Genomic DNA, 19,892 nt, shown 5'->3' with positions numbered 1-19,892 from the left:
CTCTCAACAAAAATTTAGAGGTCGGCAAATATAAAGCAGGCCCAATCCGTAGTAGCGTCACTGCAGATTTCCAACCGCCACCACGCCACCAGAGGAATCACCCCATGAACTTTTACCGGACAACGCGGCTGATGCTATCGAGCGCAGCCTTTTTATCGCTTGCCGGCTCGGCTTTCGCTCTCGACGGCGCCGATCTGCTGAAGAAGCTCAATGCCGCCTATGCCGCACAAGGCGGAACGATTTCGGCTGACAGCGTCGATATCGACGGCACGACCGCGACGCTGAAGAATGTCAGCGTCAAATCTGCCGGCGGCGAAAGCCTGGCCGTTGGCGAAGTCACCCTTTCCGGCGTCGAAGAAGACGAGGATGGCGGCTATTACATCGAAGAGGCCGCCTTCCCCGATATCGACACCACGAAAGACGGCGTCACGGTCACGGCGCAGGAGCTGACGCTCGGCGGCATCTCGATCCCGGCAACGCCGGGCGGCGACACGCTCGATACCATGATGCTCTACGAAACTGCCCATACCGGCCCACTGAAGGTGGTCAAGGATGGGGCGGAATTGTTCTCGGTGCTCGAAAGCGACGTCAACCTGACCCTGCGCGAAGACGAATCCGGCTTCGATTTCGACGGCGCCTTCAAAAGCATGAAGGCCGATCTCAGCAAGGCTGAGGATCCGCAGAGCAAGGACGCGATCGAGAAGCTGGCCCTGCAGCACATCCAGGGCGACATCACCATGAAGGGCGCCTGGGAACTGGCCCCCGGCACGATCGACATTTCGGAATTCGCCTTCGACTTCACCAACATCGGCAAGCTGAACCTTGGCTTCAAGATCTCGGGCTACACGATGGCCTTCGTGAAGTCGCTGCAGGATGCGATGAAGCAATCTGAAACCAGTGCGAACAAGGAAGAATCGCAGCAGGCGCTCGGTCTTGCCATGCTCGGCCTGATGCAGCAGCTGTCCTTCGAGGCCGCGCAGGTGCGCTTCGAAGATGCCTCGATCACCAAGCGCGCGCTCGATTATGCCGGTTCGCAGCAGAACATGTCGGGCAAGCAGATGGCGGATTCACTGAAGGCGATGACGCCGATCATGCTGGCGCAGCTCAATATCCCGGAACTGCAGAACGCCGTTTCGGCTGCCGTCAACACCTTCCTCGACGATCCGAAGAGCCTGACTGTCAAGGCAGCTCCTGAAAAGCCGGTACCGTTCCCGACGATCGTGGGCGCCGCCATGGGCGCTCCGAACACGCTGCCGCAGGTGCTCGGCGTCAAGGTTACCGCCAACGACTAATCGCTTCGATCTCGCGACGAAAGGCCCGGCAGTAGTGAACTGCCGGGCCTTTTCGTTTTCAGGCGCGATGACGGGCGACCTCGGCGATGGCGAGGACTGCGATATCAAGCAATTCCTCTAGAGATGCGCCGTCCCTCGCCTGCACCGACATGCCCTGGATGATGGCACCGAGGAACCGTGCAAGCGCGCGGGGGTTCGTCTCTGGCTTCATGTCGCCCTCGCGGATGCCACGCTCGATCCTCGCCGTGAAAGCGTCCAGCGACCGACGGCGCATCGCTGCGACATGGTCAGCGATCACCTCGTTCTCGCTGGCGCAGTTCAGCACGGCCGTCGAGATCATGCAGCCTTTCGGATGCTCCGGAGCCGAGAAAATCGCCGCCGAACCCCTCAATATGCGCTCGAAGGCGGAGACGGTATCGATCGGCTCGCCGAGCGCGGAAAACGTATCGGAGCCCAGCCCTCGGTATTGCTCCAACGCGGCGCGGTAAAGATCGGCCTTCGAGTTGAAGGCGGCATAAAGGCTTTGCGGCGTGATGCCCATGGCGGCGGTGAGATCGGCGATCGAGGCGCCCTCGTATCCATGCGCCCAGAATGTCTCGCGCGCCGCCGACAGCACCGTCTCGCGGTCGAAGGCCGGCGGACGGCCGCGGCGGCGGGCGGTAGATTTTTCCACGTCTCGGCTATTTTTCACAATGATCACTCTAGAAATTTGAAGCGGCTTTCTATATTCAGGAACGGTCATTGTGATTATAGAAGGTTTAATCTGATGAGTCTTCCCCTTGAAATGGCAGACGCCGACAGGAATTCATCGCTTGCAGCTGCAGTCGATGCGGCCATCACAAGTGCTCTCGACGACAAACGGCTTGTGGGAGCGGTGGTGCTTATCGCCCGTGACGGAGAGATCGTCCATCGCCGCGCCGCCGGCCTTGCCGACCGCGAATATGGTCTAGCGATGCGCGAGAACACCATTTTCAGGCTTGCCTCCATCACCAAGCCGATCGTCACCATCGCCGCGATGCGGCTCGTCGAGCAGGGAAGAATCGGGCTCGACGACCCGGTGACGAGGTGGCTGCCGGACTTCCGACCGAGGCTGCCTGACGGCAGCGAAGCGATCATTCGCATCCGCCACCTGCTGACCCATACGTCCGGCCTCAGCTACAGCTTCTTCGAAGGGGACGATGCTTATGCCCGCGCCGGCGTTTCCGACGGCCTCGACGAACCGGGACTGCCGCTGGCCGAGAACCTGCGGCGGATCGCCAGCGCGCCACTGCGCTTCGCGCCGGGCAGCGACTGGCAATATTCCGTTGCCATGGATGTTCTGGGCGGCGTCATCGAGGCGGAAACCGGCGTGCGGCTGGGCGAGGCCATCGCTGATCTGGTGACGAAACCGCTTGGACTTGCCGATACCGCGTTTTCGGTTCGCGACCGCAGCCGGCTGGCAGCGGCCTATATGGACGCTTCACCCGAACCGGCGCTGATGGGCGAGACTGCGCTGGTGATGTCGCTGATGGGTCCCATCCGCTTCGCGCCGAACCGCATCTTCGACCCCACCTCCTATCATTCTGGCGGCGCCGGCATGGCGGGAACGGCGGGTGATATCCTGGCCATACTCGAAACCATCCGTAGGGGCGGCGCACCGCTGCTCTCGACCGAAACCGTAGGGATGATGATGACGGACCAGGCCGACGGCCAGCGCCAGCAGCACGAACCCGGCTCCGGCTTTGGCTTCGGCTGGTCAGTCATCACCAATCCGGCCGAGGCAGGCGTCCCCTTCCCCGAGGGCACGCTGAAATGGGGCGGCGTCTACGGCCATAGCTGGTTCATCGATCCGGTCAACGGGCTGACCGTCGTTGCGCTGACCAACACGACGCTGGAAGGCATGTGGGGCAAGTTCACAGTCGATCTTCGCGAAGCAATCTACGCGGCATTGTGAGCGACCGAACCAACAGAAAAGCCCGGCGATTTGCCGGGCTTTTGCATTCGGGATCAGACGATCTCAGTCTTTCTTGACCGGCGGGATCGGCCGGATCGAGAGTTCGCGCAGCTGTGTCGGCGCTGCCGGGCTCGGCGCGCCCATCAGCAGGTCCTGGGCCTGCTGGTTCATCGGGAACAGCGAGATTTCGCGCAGGTTCTTCGCGCCGACGAGCAGCATGACGATACGGTCGATGCCGAAGGCGGCGCCACCATGCGGGGGCGCGCCGTACTGGAAGGCGCGGTAGAGGCCGCCGAAACGATCCTCGACATCCTGCTGGCTGAGGCCGACCTTCTCGAAGGCGGCGACCATGGTTTCCGGCGACTGGTTGCGGATCGAGCCCGAGGCGATTTCGAAGCCGTTGCAGACGGCGTCATACTGGAACGCCTTGATGGTCAGCGGATCCTGGTTCTGAAGCGCATCGAGGCCGCCCTGCGGCATGGAGAAGGGGTTGTGGGCGAAATCGACCTTCTTTTCTTCCTCGCTCCATTCGAAGAACGGGAAGTCGACGATCCAGCACAGTTCGAAACGGTCGCGATCGACAAGGTTCAGCTCTTCGCCGGCCTTGGTGCGGGCTTCACCGGCAAACTTGTAGAACTTCGCCGGATCGCCGGCAACGAAGAAGCAGGCGTCACCGTCATCGAGGCCGAGCTGGGTACGGATCGCGTCGGTGCGCTCCTCGCCGATGTTCTTTGCAAGCGGGCCGGCGCCCTCGAGCTTGTCACCTTCCTTGCGCCAGAAGATGTAGCCGAGGCCAGGCTGACCGGTCGACTGCGCCCAGGCATTCATGCGATCGCAGAACGCTCTTGAACCGCCGGTCTTGGCCGGAATAGCCCAGATCTCGACCTTCGGGTTGGAGGCGATCATGCCCGCGAAAACCTTGAAGCCCGAGCCGGCAAAATGCTCGGTCACGGCCTGCATGACGATCGGGTTGCGCAGATCCGGCTTGTCGGAGCCATATTTGCGAATCGCTTCGTCATAGGGGATGCGCGGCCATTCCTTGGTGACCGGCTTGCCTTCGGCGAATTCCTCGAAGATCGAGGTCATCAGCGGGCCCATCGTGTTCCAGACGTCTTCCTGGGTGACGAAGCTCATTTCGAGGTCGAGCTGGTAGAATTCGCCCGGCAGGCGATCGGCGCGCGGGTCTTCATCGCGGAAGCACGGCGCGATCTGGAAGTAACGGTCGAAGCCGGCAACCATCAGCAGCTGCTTGTACTGCTGCGGCGCCTGCGGCAGCGCGTAGAAAGTGCCGGGATGGATGCGCGACGGCACGAGGAAGTCGCGCGCGCCTTCCGGCGAGGAGGCCGTCAGGATCGGCGTCGTATATTCGGTGAAGCCGACATTGCTCATTTCGCGGCGCATGGCCGAGATGACCTGGGTGCGCTTGACGATGTTCCGGTGCAGCGTTTCGCGGCGAAGATCGAGGAAACGATACTTCAGGCGGACGTCTTCGGGATAGTCCGGCTCGCCGAAGACCGGCAGCGGCAATTCCTTGGCGGCGGAGAGGACTTCGATCTCCTGTGCGTAGAGCTCGATTTCGCCGGTCGCCATGGTCTTGTTGACCGTGTCTTCGGTACGGGCCTTGACGAGGCCGTCAATACGGATGACCCATTCGCCGCGCACGGTTTCCGCCATCTTGAAGGCCGGGCTGTCGGGATCGGCAACGACCTGGGTGATGCCGTAATGGTCGCGAAGATCGATGAAGAGAACGCCGCCATGGTCGCGAACGCGGTGAACCCAGCCGGAGATACGGACGGTCGAGCCGACATCCGACTTGCGGAGGGCGGCGCATGTGTGGCTGCGATAGCGATGCATGATCTCAAATCCTGGCATGTGGCTTAAGACGGCAGCAAGGGTTCCAAGACCCTCAAGCGCCGACAAGAAAATCGGGCGGAAAAGCGCATGGACGCTCCGATTTGTCAAGGCTTGGCGCACGCAGCCCGGCGTTTGACACGCGTTTATGGCGAGGCTGCGACCGGTATGCTGCGGCAGTTTGGCCGCGCTTCCTGTATTGATGAAGATGCCGGTCAACTTTAAAAGGATCGGCATTCTCACCGTGGAGCATCCGCATGCCTCTCCTTAGCCGCCGAAACCTTCTCAAGGCATCCGCTGTGGCGGGTGCCTATGGCGTCGGCATCGGCATTGCCGGTAAATTCGGATTTGCCGAGGCGGCTCCCGAGCCGCAGCTGCTGACGGCGGTGAAGACCGAGGCCATGCTGACCGAGGCGGGACCGACCAGGGATATCATGAGCTGGGGCCATGACAGCATGCCGCCGATTCTCAGGATGAGGAAGGGGCGACCCTATGCGGCGCGGCTGAAAAACGGGCTCGACGAGCCGACGACGATCCACTGGCACGGGCTTCGCATCGACAACCGCATGGACGGCGTGCCGTTCATGACGCAGCCCTACGTCTATACCGGCGACAGCTTCGACTATGCCTTCACACCGCCCGATGCCGGCACATTCTGGTATCATCCACATTGCAACACGCTGACGCAGATGGGGCATGGGATGACCGGCGTCATCGTCGTCGAAGATCCGGCCGATCCGGAATTCGATGCCGAGGTGGTGCTGAACCTGCGCGACTGGCGGCTCGGCGGTGACGGGCAGTTCATCGCCGCCTTCCGGCCACGCGACGCGGCCAAGACCGGCACCTACGGCACGGTGCGCACCGCCAACTGGCACCAAGAGCCGCGATATGACGCGCCGGCCGGCGGGCTGGTACGGCTGCGCATTGCCGTGACCGATGTGACGCGGATTTTCTCGCTGAAGATGGAAGGCGCCGAGGCCATCGTCATCGCGATCGACGGCAATCCGGTGCCGAAGCGTTTTCCCCTCGACCTCCTGCAGATCGGGCCGGGCCAACGGCTCGATCTTGCCGTGCGCATGCCGGATGATGAAGGCGCGGTCGCGACGCTCGAGGATATCCGCGGCACGGCGCCGAAGGTGATCGCCAGCCTGCGCGCGGTCGGATCATCGTTGAAGCGCGCTATCGGCGATCTCGGGCCGCTTGTCGACAATCCCGTCCCGAAGGCCGATCTAACCGCTGCCGAGCAGATCCCGCTGGTGCTGAGCGCCACGGCCGAGAATGCCGCCGTCGAAAGCATCTGCGGCACGCTCGGCTACGGTTTCTGGGCCATCAACAAGGTGCCGTGGCCGGGCGACACGCCCGATCCGACGGCGCCGCTTGCGGAATTGAAGCTCGGCAAGAGCTATATCTTCAATCTGGAGAATACCACGCCGCATGCGCATCCGATCCATCTGCACGGGATGAGCTTCACGGTGATCTCCTCCTCGACGCGGGAGGTGATGCCGCTCACCTCCGATACCTATCTGATTCAGCCGGACGAGAAGGTGCAGCTTGCCTTCGTCGCCGACAATCCCGGCGACTGGCTGCTGCATTGCCATATCATCGAGCATCAGAAGACGGGGATGACAAGTTATCTTAGGGTCAGCTGAGGCCGCCTGCACTTTCACCGCGATTGCGGCCATGCATCGTGCCTTGCCTCAGTTTGGACGTGATTCTTAGCCAGCAATGCTCGAAGCGTATGCTGTTGTATTGACATATCGAACCGAAAGGAGAAGGAAGGTTTAACCGACCTTTTCCTTGCGAATGAAATGATATGATCGAAACCACCGCCGATTTGGCGGCCGCCTGCAAAGAGCTGGCCAAGTCCGACTTCATCACCATCGACACCGAATTCCTGCGCGAAACGACCTTCTGGCCGGAGCTCTGCCTGATCCAGATGGCAAGCCCGACGACGGAAGTTCTCGTCGATCCGCTGGCCAAGGGCATCGATCTCGCCCCCTTCTTCGAGCTGATGGCCGATACGAAGGTGCTGAAGGTCTTTCATGCGGCCCGCCAGGACATCGAAATCATCTTCAATCGCGGCAATCTCATTCCGCATCCGATCTTCGACACGCAGGTCGCCGCCATGGTCTGCGGCTTTGGCGACAGCGTCTCCTATGACCAGTTGGTCAGCCGCATCAAGAACGTCCATATCGACAAGTCGTCGCGCTTCACCGACTGGAGCCGCCGGCCGCTTTCGGACAAACAGCTGGATTATGCGCTGGCCGACGTCACCCACCTGCGCGACGTCTACCTGTCGCTGAAGGCGGAACTTGATCGCGAAGGCCGCACCTCCTGGCTCTCCGAGGAAATGGACATTCTCGAGTCGCGCGAAACCTACGACATGCATCCAGACGATGCCTGGCAGCGGCTGAAGATGCGCCTGCGCAAACCGCAGGAGCTGGCGATCCTGAAATATGTCGCCGCCTGGCGCGAACGCGAGGCGCGCGCCCGCAACGTGCCGCGTTCGCGGGTGCTGAAGGATGATGCGATCTACGAGATCGCCCAGCAGCAGCCCAAGGACACCGAGGCGCTCGGCCGTCTGCGCACCATTCCGAAGGGTTGGGAGCGCTCAACCTCCGGCGCCGCGGTCATCGAGGCCGTCACAACGGCGCTTGCTCTACCGAAGGCCGATATGCCGCATGTACCACGCCAAGCGCAGGCGCCCGAAGGGGCCGCTGCTGCCGTCGAATTGCTGAAGGTGCTGCTGAAGCTGATTTCGGAAAAACACGGCGTGGCGCCGAAAGTGATCGCCAATAGCGAAGATCTCGACAAGATCGCCGCCGAGGGCGAGAAGGCCGAAGTCGCTGCCCTGCACGGCTGGCGGCGCGATCTTTTCGGCGAGCCGGCACTGCAACTGATCCAGGGCGCGATCGCTCTGCGCTTCGTCGACCGGAAGGTCGAAACCGTCAGCCTCAGAGGCGGCTGCATCACGCCTTAAATCGGCATCGATTTAAGGATAGATTATGCAGCCATTCAAATGCTACAGCGCCGCGCGTCTGAAAAAGACGCGCGGCGCTGTAATTTCGAATTCGCTTGACGGTTTTTTCCCGCCTGAAACAATGGCGGGAAGAAAATCACGGCGCAGAGGCGGCATGCGGGAAATATCTCCGACACAGAATTGGATCCTGATCACGATCGTTCTTGCGGCCAGCGGCGTCGTCTATGATCTGATGTTTTACTCCAATCAGACGCCGATCATCGGGGCGATCTTCGCGCTCTTCATCGGCATGCCGATCCTCGCCTTCGAGCGCAAGGTGCTATTTCGAGCACTCTACAGGCGCATCCAGAAGCTGCCGACCTTCGCCTTCATCATCACCGAGCTGCTGATCTACGAAATCCTGATGAGCATCGGCTTTGCCTGCGCCGGCCTGCTGCTCTGGTCGCTCGGCATGGTGAAGCCGGTGTCGCTCCTCGACCTCGTCATCATGCCGTTCGAAGTCTTCCTCTATGCCCTGGCGGTCTGCACGATGCTGATCTTCGTCTTGCGCGTGAGAGAACTGCTTGGTCGTGAAGTTTTCCTCAGCATGCTCATCAGCCGCTACCGCAATCCGGTCAAGGAAGAGCGCGTTTTCCTGTTCATCGACCTCGTCGATTCGACGGCTTTTGCCGAAAAGCACGGCGACCTCAGGGCGCAACAGCTGCTGAGCTCGCTGTTTGCGACCTTCGCCGAGCCCGTCAGGCGCCACAAGGGCATGATCAACGACTATGTCGGCGATGCGGCGATCATCACCTGGCCACTTGCCCGCGGCGTCAAGAATGCGCGCTGCGTACGCTGCATCTTCGATATCCTTGCCGATATCGAAGCCAATGCCGCCGGCTGGCGGAAAAATTATGGGCAGGTGCCGAAGCTCCGCGTCGCCCTTCACGGCGGCGAGATCATCACCGCCGAAATCGGTGTCGATCATCATAAGATCAGCTATTTCGGCGATACAGTGAACACCACCGCCCGGCTGGAGGCGCTCTGCCGCAGTCTAAACCGATCGGTTTTGATCTCCACCGAGCTTGCTCGGCGCATAAATTTTCCCGACGACATATCCTGCGAGGATCTCGGCACCCATGCCGTGAAGGGACGCGGCCAGGCGCTCGGCGTCATGGCGCTTTCCTCGCGCGCGGTCACCGTGCTGAACACGCCGGCGGTCATTCTGCACGGCTGAGAAGGACGTCACCAAAGCTTCACCCAACCGTCAATTCGCTGACACGGAAGCCCTGCTAAGCGGAAGGCCTTTGCAATCCGTTCCACGGGGATATTATGAAGAACGTCCTTTTTGCTTCCGTATCGCTTTTCATCCTGGTCGCGGGCGCCGCTTCGGCCGACCAGCAGCAGTTCCCGGCCAAGCTCGCCGGCCAGGCGATCCTGCCTGCCAACACCTTGGTTCCGGCGCCGGCCGATGCCCCCGAATTCCTCAAGCATTCCGGCAAATTTACGACGCCGGACCGCAAGCGCACCGAAGCGTTCGGCACCGTTCCCGGTAAGGACGGCGCCCGCGTCACCGATCTGAAGCTTCCCTTCGACGGCCAGCCGATCCAAGGCTTCTCCGGCGTCAAGACGATGGCCGACGGCACCTTCTGGACGCTCTCCGACAACGGCTTCGGCTCGAAGTCCAACTCTTCGGACTCCATGCTCTTCCTGCACCAGATGAAGTTCGACTGGGCCGGCAACAAGGCCGAAGTCGTCAAGAACCTCTTCCTCTCCGATCCGAACAAGATCGCTCCGTTCCCGATCGTTCTCGAAGGCACCGACACGCGTTATCTTACCGGCGCCGACTTCGACATCGAATCGATCCAGCCGGTTGCCGACGGCTTCTGGATCGGCGACGAATTCGGTCCCTACATCCTGAAGTTCGACACGTCAGGCCGCCTCACCGACGTCATCCCAACGACGCTCGACGGCAGGCCGGTGCTTTCCCCCGACAATCCGCTTGTCTCGGTTCCGGCCAATCCGGCCGCCAAGATGCCCGTCTTCAATCTGAAGCGATCCGGCGGCTTCGAGGGCCTCGCCATGTCCAAGGACGGCGCCAAGCTCTACGGCCTGCTCGAAGGCGCCATCTACAAGGATGACGGCACGGTGGAAACGGTCGACGGCCACACCGCCATCCGCGTCATCGAGTTCGATGTCGCGTCCAAGAAGTGGACCGGCCGCAGCTGGCTCTATCCGTTCGAGGACAAGGGCGTGTCGATCGGCGACTTCAACGTGCTCGACGAGACGACCGCTCTCGTCATCGAGCGCGACAACGGCGCCGGCACGACGGACAAGGCCTGCGCCGACCCGAAGCAGCCAAAGCCGGATTGCTTCGAAGCTCCGGCCGTGCTGAAGCGCGTCTACAAGATCGAGTTCAACGATGCCAATGTCGGCAAAGCCGTCCGCAAGATCGGCTATATCGACCTGCTGAACATCCAGGACCCCGACAACAAGAAGAAGGCCGGCAGCAAGGACGGCGTCTACGACATGCCGTTCGTGACGATCGAAAACGTCGACCGCGTCGACGCCACGCATATCATTATCGGCAACGACAACAACCTGCCCTTCTCGGCCGGCCGCGCCGTCGACAAGGCCGACAACAACGAGTTCAGCCTGCTTGAGGTTGGTGAGTTTTTGAACGCGAAGTAAGTTCGGAATTCTCGGGTTGAAAATGCAGAGGGCGACGCGAAGGCGGCGCCTTTTTCGTTGACGCTGTGCCGTGTGTGCCCCCTCTGCCCTGCCGGGCATCTCCCCCACAGGTGGGGAGATTGGCTGGGCGCAGGGGCTTCCCCAAACAATCAGCGATTCAACTCGGCTTGACGTTCAAGATGCGGGAAGGTCATGCCACTTGTAATCTCCCCACCTGTGGGGGAGATGGCCGGCAGGCCAGAGGGGGGCCTCCTCGGCACAAGTCTGGTTGTAAATCAGACCTACTCGAACCGAAACGCCAACCGCTTGTTCGTCAACTTCGAAAGCTGCTGCAGGCGGCCGTCCAGGCGTTCGCCGGCGAAGTCGCGATACTCGGGCGGCACGACAAATTCGAGGTCGATGTCCGGGCTCGACGACTTGCGGAAGGTCAGGTTCTTGACGATGCCGGGCATCGAGGCCGAGAAGAGGTAGACGACGCGCAGCATGCCGCCGAGCAGCTTGGCGCGCTCGATGAGCTGCGGCGTGGCGATCTGCGCCAGTTGACCGGTGGCGCCGTCGTCATGCAGGCCTTCGAAACGGTAATAGTTGGAAAGCGCGATAAAGGCGCGGCCGGGATGACTGATGCCGACGAAGGAAGAGTGGGCGATGACGTTCAGCGCCTGCAGGCCGCGATAGTCCGGATGGGCGCGCCAGCTGATATCGGCCAGCAGACAGGCCGCCTGACGGTAGCGGCTTTCCTCTTGGGTTTCCTGGATGCCGAAGAGGGGCATCATGCGGCCGGTCCATTCCGCCAGCTCGCGGGCATGCTCCGGCGAACGGGCACGCAGGATCGCCAGTTCGCCGGCGGCGGCAAGCAGCGGATCCAGGCGGCGCTCGGACTCCGACAGCAGCGAATAGAGATATCCCTCGCGCACACCCTGCGCCGAGAAGGAAATCACCGACGGCTTCATCGCGCTCAGGACTTCCTTCATGGCGATAGCGCCGAAGGGCAGCAGCGAACGGCGGTGCTTGGAAACGGCCTGCAGCGCCGGCTCCCTGGAATCGCGCGCGGTCACCTGTTCGAGGAACAGCATCATCGCTTCGAGCGACACCTCATAGCCCTGCATCATATGCAGCGGATAATGGGTGATTTCCATGTGCAGCTTGGCAATGTTTCTCCAGGTGCCGCCGACGGCGTAGAAGGTGCGCCCCTCGCCTTTCGACAGCAGCTTTGCCGTCTTCAGCTGCTTTCGGGCAAAGGTCTGGGCCTTGGAAAGCGAGCCGCCGGCATATTCCGACAGGCGCAGGCCGCCGAGCGGCAGCGTGATGCCCTTGCCGAACTCCTTGCCCTTGATATCGATCAGTTCCAGCGAACCGCCACCGAGGTCGCCGGCAATGCCATCAGGATTGTAGAAACCGCTGATGATGCCGAGCGAGGCGAATTTTGCCTCTTCCTCGCCCGAGAGCACGCGAACCTTGCGGTTAAGGATGGTTTCTGCCTGATGGATGAAATCAGGACCGTTGCTCGCCTCGCGCGCGGCCGCCGTCGCCAGCACATACATGGTGGCAGCGCGCGCCTGGTCGGACAGAGCCTTGAAACGGTGCAGCGCCGCCAAAGCCCGCGCGACGCTGTCTTCATCCATCTTGCCGGTAAGGGCGACGCCCTTGCCGAGGCCGCAGAGGACCTTTTCGTTGAAGAGGACGGTCGGCGAACGGGACATGCCTTCGTAGACGACAAGACGAATGGAATTCGATCCAATATCGACGACGGAGACCGGGGCGATCCCCGGAAGGCGCCCCTGGGCTTCAGATTCAACCATTTAGGTCCAGTATTACTTGTTGTTGCGGCCTTCGAGCAGGCCGGCGATCAGCTTCGGCGCACTGGACTTCAGAGCTTCACCACGGCCGGACAGGCTCGGATTGGTCATGAAATACTGCTGCGCGTTGAACGGTTCTTCGCCCCTGCGCACTTCCATGCGACGCGACGTACCGTCGGGCAATATCTCGTAGCTTTGTTGATTGTCAATCACGTTGCCAAGCATAATCTGTGACAAGACCTGCTCGTGAACGGTGGGATTCGTCAGCGGAACCATGGTTTCGACGCGGCGATCAAGGTTTCTCGGCATCATGTCGGCCGAGCCGATGTAAACCAGCGCCTTGTCGGACGGCAGGCCGTGGCCGTTGCCGAAGCAGAAGATGCGGCTGTGTTCGAGGAAGCGGCCGACGATCGACTTGACGCGGATCTTTTCCGAAAGGCCAGGCACCTGCGGACGCAGGCAGCAGATGCCGCGCACGACGAGATCGATCTCGACGCCGGCATGGCTGGCGCGATAGAGCGCGTCGATGATGTCGGGATCGACAAGCGAATTCATCTTCATCCAGATCGCCGCCGGTGCACCGTTCCTGGCGTGCTGGACCTCTTCCTCGATGTGACGCAGGATGCGCGAGCGCATCGTATAGGGCGAGATGGCGAGCTGCATGCCCTCTTCCGGCTCGCCGTAGCCGGTGATGAAGTTGAAGATGTTCGCCATGTCGTGGGCGATGACGGGATTGCAGGTGAAGTAGGAGAGATCGGTATAGATCTTCGCGGTGATCGGGTGATAGTTGCCGGTGCCGAGATGGCAATAGGTACGCAGTTTGCCATCCTCGCGACGGACGACCAGCGACATCTTGGCGTGGGTCTTGAGCTCGATGAAGCCGAAGACGACCTGGACGCCGGCGCGTTCGAGGTCGCGCGCCCAGCGGATGTTCGCCTCTTCGTCGAAGCGGGCCTTGAGCTCGACCAGCGCCGTCACCGACTTGCCGGCTTCGGCGGCATCGATCAGCGCGCGAACGATCGGGCTGTCGTTGGAGGTGCGGTAAAGCGTCTGCTTTATCGCCAGGACGTCAGGATCGCGCGCAGCCTGGAGAAGAAACTGGACCACCACGTCGAAGGATTCGTAGGGGTGATGGACGACCATGTCCTTTTCGCGGATGGCGGCGAAGCAGTCGCCGGCATGTTCGCGGACGCGCTCGGGAAATCGCGCATTGTAGGACGGAAAGCGCAGATCGTCGCGGGGCGCCTTGGTGATCTCAGACAGGGTGTTCAGCGCCAGAAGACCAGGCAGAACGGCAACGCGATTATCAGGGATATTGAGCGCCTGAACGACGAACTGACGCAGCGAGGCCGGCATTTCCGAGTCGGTCTCGATGCGGATGACCTTGCCGCGGCGGCGGCGTTTCAGCGCCGTTTCGAAGAAGCGGACGAGATCCTCGGCCTCTTCCTCGACTTCGATATCGCTGTCGCGGATGACTCGGAACGTACCGGAGCCCTGCACCTCGTAACCCGGGTAGAGCCGATGGATGAAGATGTTGGCGACATCTTCCAGCGTGATGTAGCGGATTGTGTTTCCCTCATCCGGCAGGCGGACGAAGCGGTCGAGCGCCACCGGCAGGCGCAGCAGCGCCGTCATCGGCTCGCGGCCGTTTTTGCTGACGAGCTGCAGACCGATCGAAAAGCCGAGATTCGGAATGAACGGGAACGGATGGGCGGGATCGATCGACAGCGGCGTCAGCACCGGGAAGATCGCCTGTTCGAATTCGGCGGCCAGCCACTGGCGGTCGCCCTCGCTCAGGGCGCCGGGGCGCACGATCAGGATGTCTTCCTTGGCGAGATATTGCTGCAGCACGGCGAGCGAGGCCTGCTGCTCCATCTGCAGATGGTCGATCTCCTGCAGGATCGAGTCGAGCTGCTCGGCCGGCGTCTTGCCGTCCGGGCTGCGGATGGCGATATTCTGGCGTACCTGGCCCTCGAGGCCGGCGACACGCACCATGAAGAATTCATCGAGGTTGGCGGCCGAGATCGACAGGAAGCGGACACGCTCGAGCAACGGATGCTCGGTATTCAAAGTTTCTTCCAGGACACGGCGGTTGAACTGCAGCCAGGAGAATTCTCGGTTGATGAAGCGCTCGGGGCTCTTGAGCAGCTCTTCCAGCGGGGGGGTGTTGTCGTTGATTTCCGGAGTGAGTTCCTGATGTTCTGCGACTGCACTATCCATGGTCCGCTTACCCCGTTTTCAATCGCCAAAGGCAATTATATCAGTTTGACGACGGAACTGTGACAGTCAATCGGCCGGTTCCGAATTTCCCAATTCATTCAATACTTCGGCAGCAAGAGACCGGGTGATTTTCGTGCCCCGCGACAGGGCCAGCCGATCAAGCCTTTCGACGATTGTCTGGGCCGCGTTTAGCGACCGCTCCATCCTGACAACGATATAGAGCACGAGTTTGTCATCTATATAAAGCTGCCGGTCGGCAAAGAGCTTGACGATCACCTGCGACAACAGCGCCTCATCGGGTTCGCCGATCTCGACGACGGTTGCCGCTTTCAGGCGCGAGCGCAGATCGGGCAGCAAAACCGGCCACGACATCGGCCAGAGACGGCTGGTCATCAACAGGCTGGTACCGTTTTCGCGGACGCTGTTGATGACGTGGAAGAGCGCATTGTCGTCGAATCCGAGGCGGTCGGCGTCCTCGAACAGCACCGGGCCGGCAGCGGCGGCAACCGCGGCGTCCGAGCCAAGCTCGGGATGGATATCGACGGCGCCGCTCAATTCCCGCCAGATGCGGGCGAGATGCGATTTTCCCGAACCGACGGGGCCGGCGAGCACGACGACCGGCGATGGCCATGCCGGCCAGGCATCGACGATCGAAACGGCGGCGGCAAGACGCTCCGAGATCAGGAGGTCGTCGCGCCCGCTTGCGGCATCGTGCGAAAAGACCAGCGGCAGCTGCTCTCCGGCCTTGCGCTTCGGATCAGCGTTTTTCACGTCATTCATTGGGAACTGATTTCGTCTTCCGGGCGCGGCCACTGGGCGACCCGCCAAAATAAAGATCACTCTGAAGGTAGCGTGAAAGCGCGAAACGAACAAGGACGCCGACGGCCGCCGCCGCCGGCACGGCAACCAGAAGCCCGACGAAACCGAAGAGCGCGCCGAAGGCAAAGAGCGCAAACATCAGCCAGACCGGATGCAGGCCGACACTGGAGCCGACGAGCTTCGGCTGCAGAATGTTGCCTTCCAGGAACTGACCGCTGAAGAAGACAACGAGCACCAGGCCGATCCACGGATAATCGGGCCAGAACTGCACAAGCGCGACGCCGACCGCCAGCACGAGGCCAACCATCGAGCCGACATAGGGAATGAAGCTGATCATGCCGGCGAAGAGGCCGATCAGCAGGCCGAAATTCAGCCCGACGAGAGAAAGGCCGACGGCATAATAGATGCCGAGGATGAGGCAGAGCGAGCCCTGGCCGCGGATGAAGCCGGCAATCGCCTGGTCGATCTCCTTGGCGATCTGGCGAACATCGCTGACATAATCGCGCGGGATCCATTGGTCGACCTTGGCGACCATGCGGTCCCAATCGAGCAGGATGTAGAAGGCGACGACGGGGGTGACGACGAGCAGCGATATGACGTCGACGATCGCTTTGCCGGAATTCCAGATCTGCGCAAAGAGCCCGGTGAGGAAGCCCATGCCCTCCGACAGGATGCCCGAGAGATTGTCCTTGATCGTGCCCATCTGGTTCTCGACCCAGTCCGGCAGCAGCGAATTCTGCGCCTGCGCGATAAACTGCTGTAATTGGCTGATATAACCCGGCAGACGTTGAGCGAAATCGTTGAACTGGCTGATCAGCACCGGAATGAGGATCATCAGCGCCAGCGCGAAGACGATGACGAAGGCAACGAGAATGCCGATGGTCGCCATCATGCGGCTTAGACCCAGCCGCTCCAGCCGGTCGGCCACCGGATCGAGGAAATAGGCGATCGCCATGCCGGCGATGAAGGGCAGCAGGATCGAGCTGAAGACATAGAGAAAGGCGATGAAAAAGACGAGCGCCGCCAGCCAGAAGAAGATCTGACGCTTGAGAATGTTCCCACTGACTTGCTGTGGCATTGCCTTCCCCGCTGATCGCTCGCCGCCGCCGAACGCCGCATGCGATCCGAAGCGGCCATTCAGCACATAGGATGCAGGCGCAAAGATGGTCAACCCTGTCGCGCCGAATCCCGGAAAGGCCGGAAGAAGACGCGGGAAATTGGGGGCTTTTGCCATGCAGCGCTTGCATAAAAGCCCCTGTCATGCAATTGCGACCGGCAGATGACGCGGCACGTTTGCCGCCTGAAATAGCCATCGGAGACCAGCATGAGCCAGTCTGGGAAAAACGGCCTGACATATAGCGATGCGGGCGTCGACATCGATGCCGGCAACCTGCTCGTCGAGAAGATCAAGCCGGCGGTGCGCTCGACCCGCCGTCCCGGCGCCGACGGCGAGATCGGCGGCTTCGGCGGGCTTTTCGACCTCAAGGCGGCAGGCTTTACCGATCCGGTTCTGGTCGCCGCCAATGACGGCGTCGGCACCAAGCTGAAGATCGCGATCGATGCCGACTATCACGACACCGTCGGCATCGACCTCGTCGCCATGTGCGTCAACGATCTTGTGGTACAGGGCGCCGAGCCCCTGTTCTTCCTCGATTATTTCGCGACCGGCAAGCTCGACCCCGACCAGGGCGCGGCCATCGTCGGCGGCATTGCCGCCGGTTGCCGCGAGGCCGGCTGCGCGTTGATCGGCGGCGAGACGGCCGAGATGCCCGGCATGTATTCCTCCGGCGACTACGATCTCGCCGGCTTTGCAGTCGGTGCGGCCGAACGCGGCAAGCTCCTGCCATCCGGCGATATTGCCGAGGGTGACGTGATCCTCGGCCTTGCCTCCTCCGGCGTCCATTCCAATGGCTTCTCGCTGGTGCGCAAGATCGTCGAATTGTCCGGCCTCGATTGGGATGCACCGGCGCCGTTCGCCGAGGGCAAGAAGCTTGGCGAAGCCCTGCTCGAGCCGACACGCATCTATGTGAAGCCGCTTCTGAAGGCGATCCGCGAGACCGGCGCCATCAAGGCGCTGGCGCACATCACCGGCGGCGGCTTCCCGGAAAATATTCCGCGCGTGCTGCCGAAGCATCTGGCGGCCGAGATCGATCTTGCCGCCGTCAAGGTGCCGCCGGTGTTTTCGTGGCTCGCCAAGACGGGCGGCGTCGAAGCCAAGGAAATGCTGCGCACCTTCAACTGCGGCGTCGGCATGATCGCCGTCGTTGCCGGCGAGAATGTCGCGACGGTTTCCGCCGCACTCGAAGCCGAGGGCGAGACAGTTATCAGGCTCGGCCGCATGATCGCCCGCGAAGAAGGCGCTGCCGGCACGGTCTACAAGGGCACGCTTGCCATATGAGCTCGCCGCGCAAACGCGCCGTCGTCTTCATATCAGGCAGCGGCTCCAACATGATGGCGCTGGTTGCGGCGGCAAAGGCAGCCGACTATCCGGCCGAGATCGTCGGGGTGATCTCCGACAAGGCGGATGCCGGCGGGCTTGCCAAGGCCGCCGCCGAAGGCATCGCCACCTTCGCTTTTCCCCGCAAGGACTACGCCAGCAAGGATGCGCATGAGGCGGCGATCTTTTCGGCGCTCGACGAGCTTAAACCCGATATTCTTTGCCTGGCAGGCTACATGCGGCTGCTGACGGCGACATTCATCCAGCGTTACGAAGGCCGGATGCTCAACATCCACCCTTCCCTGCTGCCGCTGTTTCCCGGCCTGCATACGCATCAGCGGGCCATCGACGCCGGCATGCGGATCGCCGGCTGCACGGTGCATTTCGTCACCGAAGGCATGGATGAGGGGCCGGTGATCGGCCAGGCGGCCGTGCCGGTTCTTTCCGGCGACACGGCCGAAAGCCTTGCCGCGCGTGTGCTCACCATCGAACACCAGATCTATCCACAAGCGCTGCGGCTCTTTGCCGAAGGCCGTGTGACGATGGAAGGCGGCAAGGCCGTCGGCGCGGAGGCTTCGACCGCCGCACCCAAGACCCAGCTTATTTCGCTGATCGGCGACCGCGCTTAAGCCGCCAGCGCCCGCAACGGATGCAGCGTGCCGTCGCTGTAGACGAAGCGGCCGGCGCGGAAGGTGGCGCGGATGCGATTGATATCACCCGGCTCGACCACGACCAGATCGGCGCGTTGGCCGATGGCGATCTCGCCACGATCCGACAGACCGGCGGAACGGGCCGCATTGCCGGTCGCCATGGCGACGCCTGCCGGCAGGCCGCCTTCCACCATGTCGGCAAGCTTGAAGATGCCGGGCACGAAGGCAGCCGGATGATAATCGGCGGCGATGATGCTCAGCAATCCGGCCCTTGCAGCATCGAGCGCGCTGAGATTGCCCGACATCGACTGGCCGCGCAGCGCGTTCGGCGCGCCCATCAACGTCCAGAGGCCGCGACGGCGCGCCTCCTCCGCCGCAGGTGCAGTGACCGGAAACTCGCTGATGGTGACGCCGAGATCGTGCATCTCGGCGACTTTTTCGGCGCTGTCATCGTCATGCGAGGCAAGCGACAGCTTGTGCTTCAGCGACAGCGCGACAATCTCCTTCAGCTTGGCCTCGATGTCTGGATTGCTGCGCATGGCGATGCGCTTGGCAACGATCTCCGCCGCCATTTCCTCGGAGATGGCGCGGCGCTCGGAAATGCTGAGGATGTAGCTCTGCAGGTTGTTGTACTGTCCCTGGCCCGGCGTGTGGTCGGTGAGCGAGACCATGTCGATCTGATCGGCATTCAGCAGGCGCTCGAGCGCAGGAGCTGCACCAACATTGGTGATTTCGTAGCGGGCGTGGACGCGGTGGTCGATCAGCAGATCGTCGCGCAGGCGATTGATGCCCTCGATCACCGCTGATGTCGTCTCCAGCGAACGGACGTGGCCGTAGACGCTTTCGGTCGCAAAGGAGACGGCGGCAAACGCCGTGGTGACACCGGCGGCGGCAAGCTTCTTGTCGAGTTCGTGGATACCGAAATCGATCGGCATCGTCGCGTTCGGCCGTGGGGCGATCTCGCGCTCGATCATGTCGCCGTGGAGATCGACGAATCCCGGCATCAGCAGCCGCCCGCCGCCATCGATGGCAGCGCCGGCGACCGGCTCCGGCCTGATCTCGGCGATGGCGCCACCCTCAACACGCACGGAACCTTCACTCACCACCTCGTTTGGGAGAACGAGGGTGAAATTGCTGAGCCACATGGGCTTTCTCCTGACCGCATTCGATGATTGACAGACCGCAGCGGATAGAACCGCTTCGTGACAGTCGTATGAAATTTTGCGCCGTATCACCTTAAAGCG

General features: G+C 61.9%; 15 protein-coding genes. 8 read left to right on the top strand and 7 right to left on the bottom strand.

Going from position 1 to position 19,892, the window contains the following annotated elements:
• Positions 1-104 precede the first annotated feature (104 nt).
• The gene (locus tag G9X67_RS19200) at positions 105-1,292 is read left to right on the top strand and encodes a DUF945 domain-containing protein (protein ID WP_138328325.1); all 1,188 of its coding nucleotides are present in this window, start codon (positions 105-107) and stop codon (positions 1,290-1,292) included.
• 58 nt (positions 1,293-1,350) lie between these two features.
• On the opposite strand, the gene G9X67_RS19195 is transcribed toward G9X67_RS19200, so the two are convergent.
• Positions 1,351-1,992 (bottom strand): TetR/AcrR family transcriptional regulator, encoded by a 642-nt coding sequence (locus G9X67_RS19195; RefSeq protein WP_138328326.1) that lies wholly within the window; start codon positions 1,990-1,992, stop codon positions 1,351-1,353.
• Between the two features lie 66 nt (positions 1,993-2,058).
• On the opposite strand from G9X67_RS19195, the gene G9X67_RS19190 reads away from it, so the two are divergent.
• The gene (locus G9X67_RS19190; RefSeq protein ID WP_171599427.1) at positions 2,059-3,225 is read left to right on the top strand and encodes a serine hydrolase domain-containing protein; all 1,167 of its coding nucleotides are present in this window, start codon (positions 2,059-2,061) and stop codon (positions 3,223-3,225) included.
• A gap of 63 nt (positions 3,226-3,288) precedes the next feature.
• Here G9X67_RS19190 and aspS read toward each other — a convergent pair whose 3' ends face one another.
• Complete coding sequence (aspS, locus tag G9X67_RS19185; RefSeq protein WP_138328328.1) at positions 3,289-5,079, bottom strand: aspartate--tRNA ligase; 1,791 nt, start codon at positions 5,077-5,079, stop codon at positions 3,289-3,291.
• Positions 5,080-5,333: 254 nt separating this feature from the next.
• Between aspS and G9X67_RS19180 the strand changes: the two genes are divergently transcribed.
• The 4 genes from G9X67_RS19180 (at position 5,334) to G9X67_RS19165 (ending at position 10,726) form a co-directional block, all read left to right on the top strand.
• Entirely contained in the window at positions 5,334-6,725 is a 1,392-nt protein-coding gene (locus tag G9X67_RS19180) for a multicopper oxidase family protein (protein WP_138328329.1), read from the top strand.
• Positions 6,726-6,889: 164 nt separating this feature from the next.
• A complete protein-coding gene (gene rnd, locus G9X67_RS19175) occupies positions 6,890-8,056 on the top strand; it encodes a ribonuclease D (RefSeq protein ID WP_171599426.1) in 1,167 nt (388 codons plus the stop codon).
• Between the two features lie 154 nt (positions 8,057-8,210).
• Positions 8,211-9,272, top strand: a complete 1,062-nt coding sequence (locus G9X67_RS19170; protein ID WP_138328331.1) for an adenylate/guanylate cyclase domain-containing protein — start codon at positions 8,211-8,213, stop codon at positions 9,270-9,272.
• Between the two features lie 95 nt (positions 9,273-9,367).
• Positions 9,368-10,726, top strand: coding sequence for an esterase-like activity of phytase family protein (locus tag G9X67_RS19165; protein ID WP_138328332.1), 1,359 nt, complete (start codon positions 9,368-9,370; stop codon positions 10,724-10,726).
• Positions 10,727-11,007: 281 nt separating this feature from the next.
• Here G9X67_RS19165 and ppx read toward each other — a convergent pair whose 3' ends face one another.
• From ppx to G9X67_RS19145, 4 genes are all read right to left on the bottom strand, one after another.
• The gene (gene ppx, locus G9X67_RS19160; protein ID WP_138328333.1) at positions 11,008-12,525 is read right to left on the bottom strand and encodes an exopolyphosphatase; all 1,518 of its coding nucleotides are present in this window, start codon (positions 12,523-12,525) and stop codon (positions 11,008-11,010) included.
• 12 nt (positions 12,526-12,537) lie between these two features.
• The gene (locus G9X67_RS19155) at positions 12,538-14,742 is read right to left on the bottom strand and encodes an RNA degradosome polyphosphate kinase (RefSeq protein ID WP_138328334.1); all 2,205 of its coding nucleotides are present in this window, start codon (positions 14,740-14,742) and stop codon (positions 12,538-12,540) included.
• 66 nt (positions 14,743-14,808) lie between these two features.
• The gene (hdaA, locus tag G9X67_RS19150; protein ID WP_027665286.1) at positions 14,809-15,522 is read right to left on the bottom strand and encodes a DnaA regulatory inactivator HdaA; all 714 of its coding nucleotides are present in this window, start codon (positions 15,520-15,522) and stop codon (positions 14,809-14,811) included.
• Complete coding sequence (locus G9X67_RS19145) at positions 15,515-16,639, bottom strand: AI-2E family transporter (protein WP_138328336.1); 1,125 nt, start codon at positions 16,637-16,639, stop codon at positions 15,515-15,517. The genes hdaA and G9X67_RS19145 overlap by 8 nt, the downstream gene beginning before the upstream one ends.
• Positions 16,640-16,885: 246 nt before the next feature.
• Here G9X67_RS19145 and purM point away from each other — a divergent pair, with 246 nt between their 5' ends.
• Both purM and purN read left to right on the top strand, forming a co-directional pair.
• A complete protein-coding gene (gene purM, locus G9X67_RS19140) occupies positions 16,886-17,959 on the top strand; it encodes a phosphoribosylformylglycinamidine cyclo-ligase (RefSeq protein WP_171599425.1) in 1,074 nt (357 codons plus the stop codon).
• Positions 17,956-18,627: a phosphoribosylglycinamide formyltransferase gene (gene purN, locus G9X67_RS19135; RefSeq protein WP_029872931.1), complete on the top strand. Its 672-nt coding sequence runs from the start codon at positions 17,956-17,958 to the stop codon at positions 18,625-18,627. Before purM ends, purN begins: the two co-directional genes overlap by 4 nt.
• On the opposite strand, the gene G9X67_RS19130 is transcribed toward purN, so the two are convergent.
• Positions 18,624-19,793: an alpha-D-ribose 1-methylphosphonate 5-triphosphate diphosphatase gene (locus G9X67_RS19130; RefSeq protein WP_171599424.1), complete on the bottom strand. Its 1,170-nt coding sequence runs from the start codon at positions 19,791-19,793 to the stop codon at positions 18,624-18,626. The genes purN and G9X67_RS19130 overlap by 4 nt on opposite strands.
• Between the last annotated feature and the right edge of the window lie 99 nt (positions 19,794-19,892).

This window comes from Rhizobium sp. WYCCWR 11152 (assembly GCF_013087615.1).
Classification (GTDB): Bacteria; Pseudomonadota; Alphaproteobacteria; order Rhizobiales; family Rhizobiaceae; genus Rhizobium; species Rhizobium indicum.
The sequence above is the reverse complement of the archived record's forward strand: the minus strand, read 5'-3'. Positions and strand labels throughout refer to the sequence as shown.

What these genes read in the sequence shown, in the direction of transcription:
- purN (WP_029872931.1), top strand. Translation starts at nt 17,956, where the DNA reads ATGAGCTCGCCGCGCAAACGCGCCGTCGTCTTCATATCAGGCAGCGGC.
- G9X67_RS19165 (WP_138328332.1), top strand. Translation starts at nt 9,368, where the DNA reads ATGAAGAACGTCCTTTTTGCTTCCGTATCGCTTTTCATCCTGGTCGCG.
- G9X67_RS19155 (WP_138328334.1), bottom strand. Translation starts at nt 14,742, where the DNA reads ATGGATAGTGCAGTCGCAGAACATCAGGAACTCACTCCGGAAATCAAC.
- hdaA (WP_027665286.1), bottom strand. Translation starts at nt 15,522, where the DNA reads ATGAATGACGTGAAAAACGCTGATCCGAAGCGCAAGGCCGGAGAGCAG.
- G9X67_RS19145 (WP_138328336.1), bottom strand. Translation starts at nt 16,639, where the DNA reads ATGCCACAGCAAGTCAGTGGGAACATTCTCAAGCGTCAGATCTTCTTC.
- purM (WP_171599425.1), top strand. Translation starts at nt 16,886, where the DNA reads ATGAGCCAGTCTGGGAAAAACGGCCTGACATATAGCGATGCGGGCGTC.
- aspS (WP_138328328.1), bottom strand. Translation starts at nt 5,079, where the DNA reads ATGCATCGCTATCGCAGCCACACATGCGCCGCCCTCCGCAAGTCGGAT.
- rnd (WP_171599426.1), top strand. Translation starts at nt 6,890, where the DNA reads ATGATCGAAACCACCGCCGATTTGGCGGCCGCCTGCAAAGAGCTGGCC.
- ppx (WP_138328333.1), bottom strand. Translation starts at nt 12,525, where the DNA reads ATGGTTGAATCTGAAGCCCAGGGGCGCCTTCCGGGGATCGCCCCGGTC.
- G9X67_RS19180 (WP_138328329.1), top strand. Translation starts at nt 5,334, where the DNA reads ATGCCTCTCCTTAGCCGCCGAAACCTTCTCAAGGCATCCGCTGTGGCG.
- G9X67_RS19200 (WP_138328325.1), top strand. Translation starts at nt 105, where the DNA reads ATGAACTTTTACCGGACAACGCGGCTGATGCTATCGAGCGCAGCCTTT.
- G9X67_RS19190 (WP_171599427.1), top strand. Translation starts at nt 2,059, where the DNA reads ATGAGTCTTCCCCTTGAAATGGCAGACGCCGACAGGAATTCATCGCTT.
- G9X67_RS19130 (WP_171599424.1), bottom strand. Translation starts at nt 19,793, where the DNA reads ATGTGGCTCAGCAATTTCACCCTCGTTCTCCCAAACGAGGTGGTGAGT.
- G9X67_RS19170 (WP_138328331.1), top strand. Translation starts at nt 8,211, where the DNA reads ATGCGGGAAATATCTCCGACACAGAATTGGATCCTGATCACGATCGTT.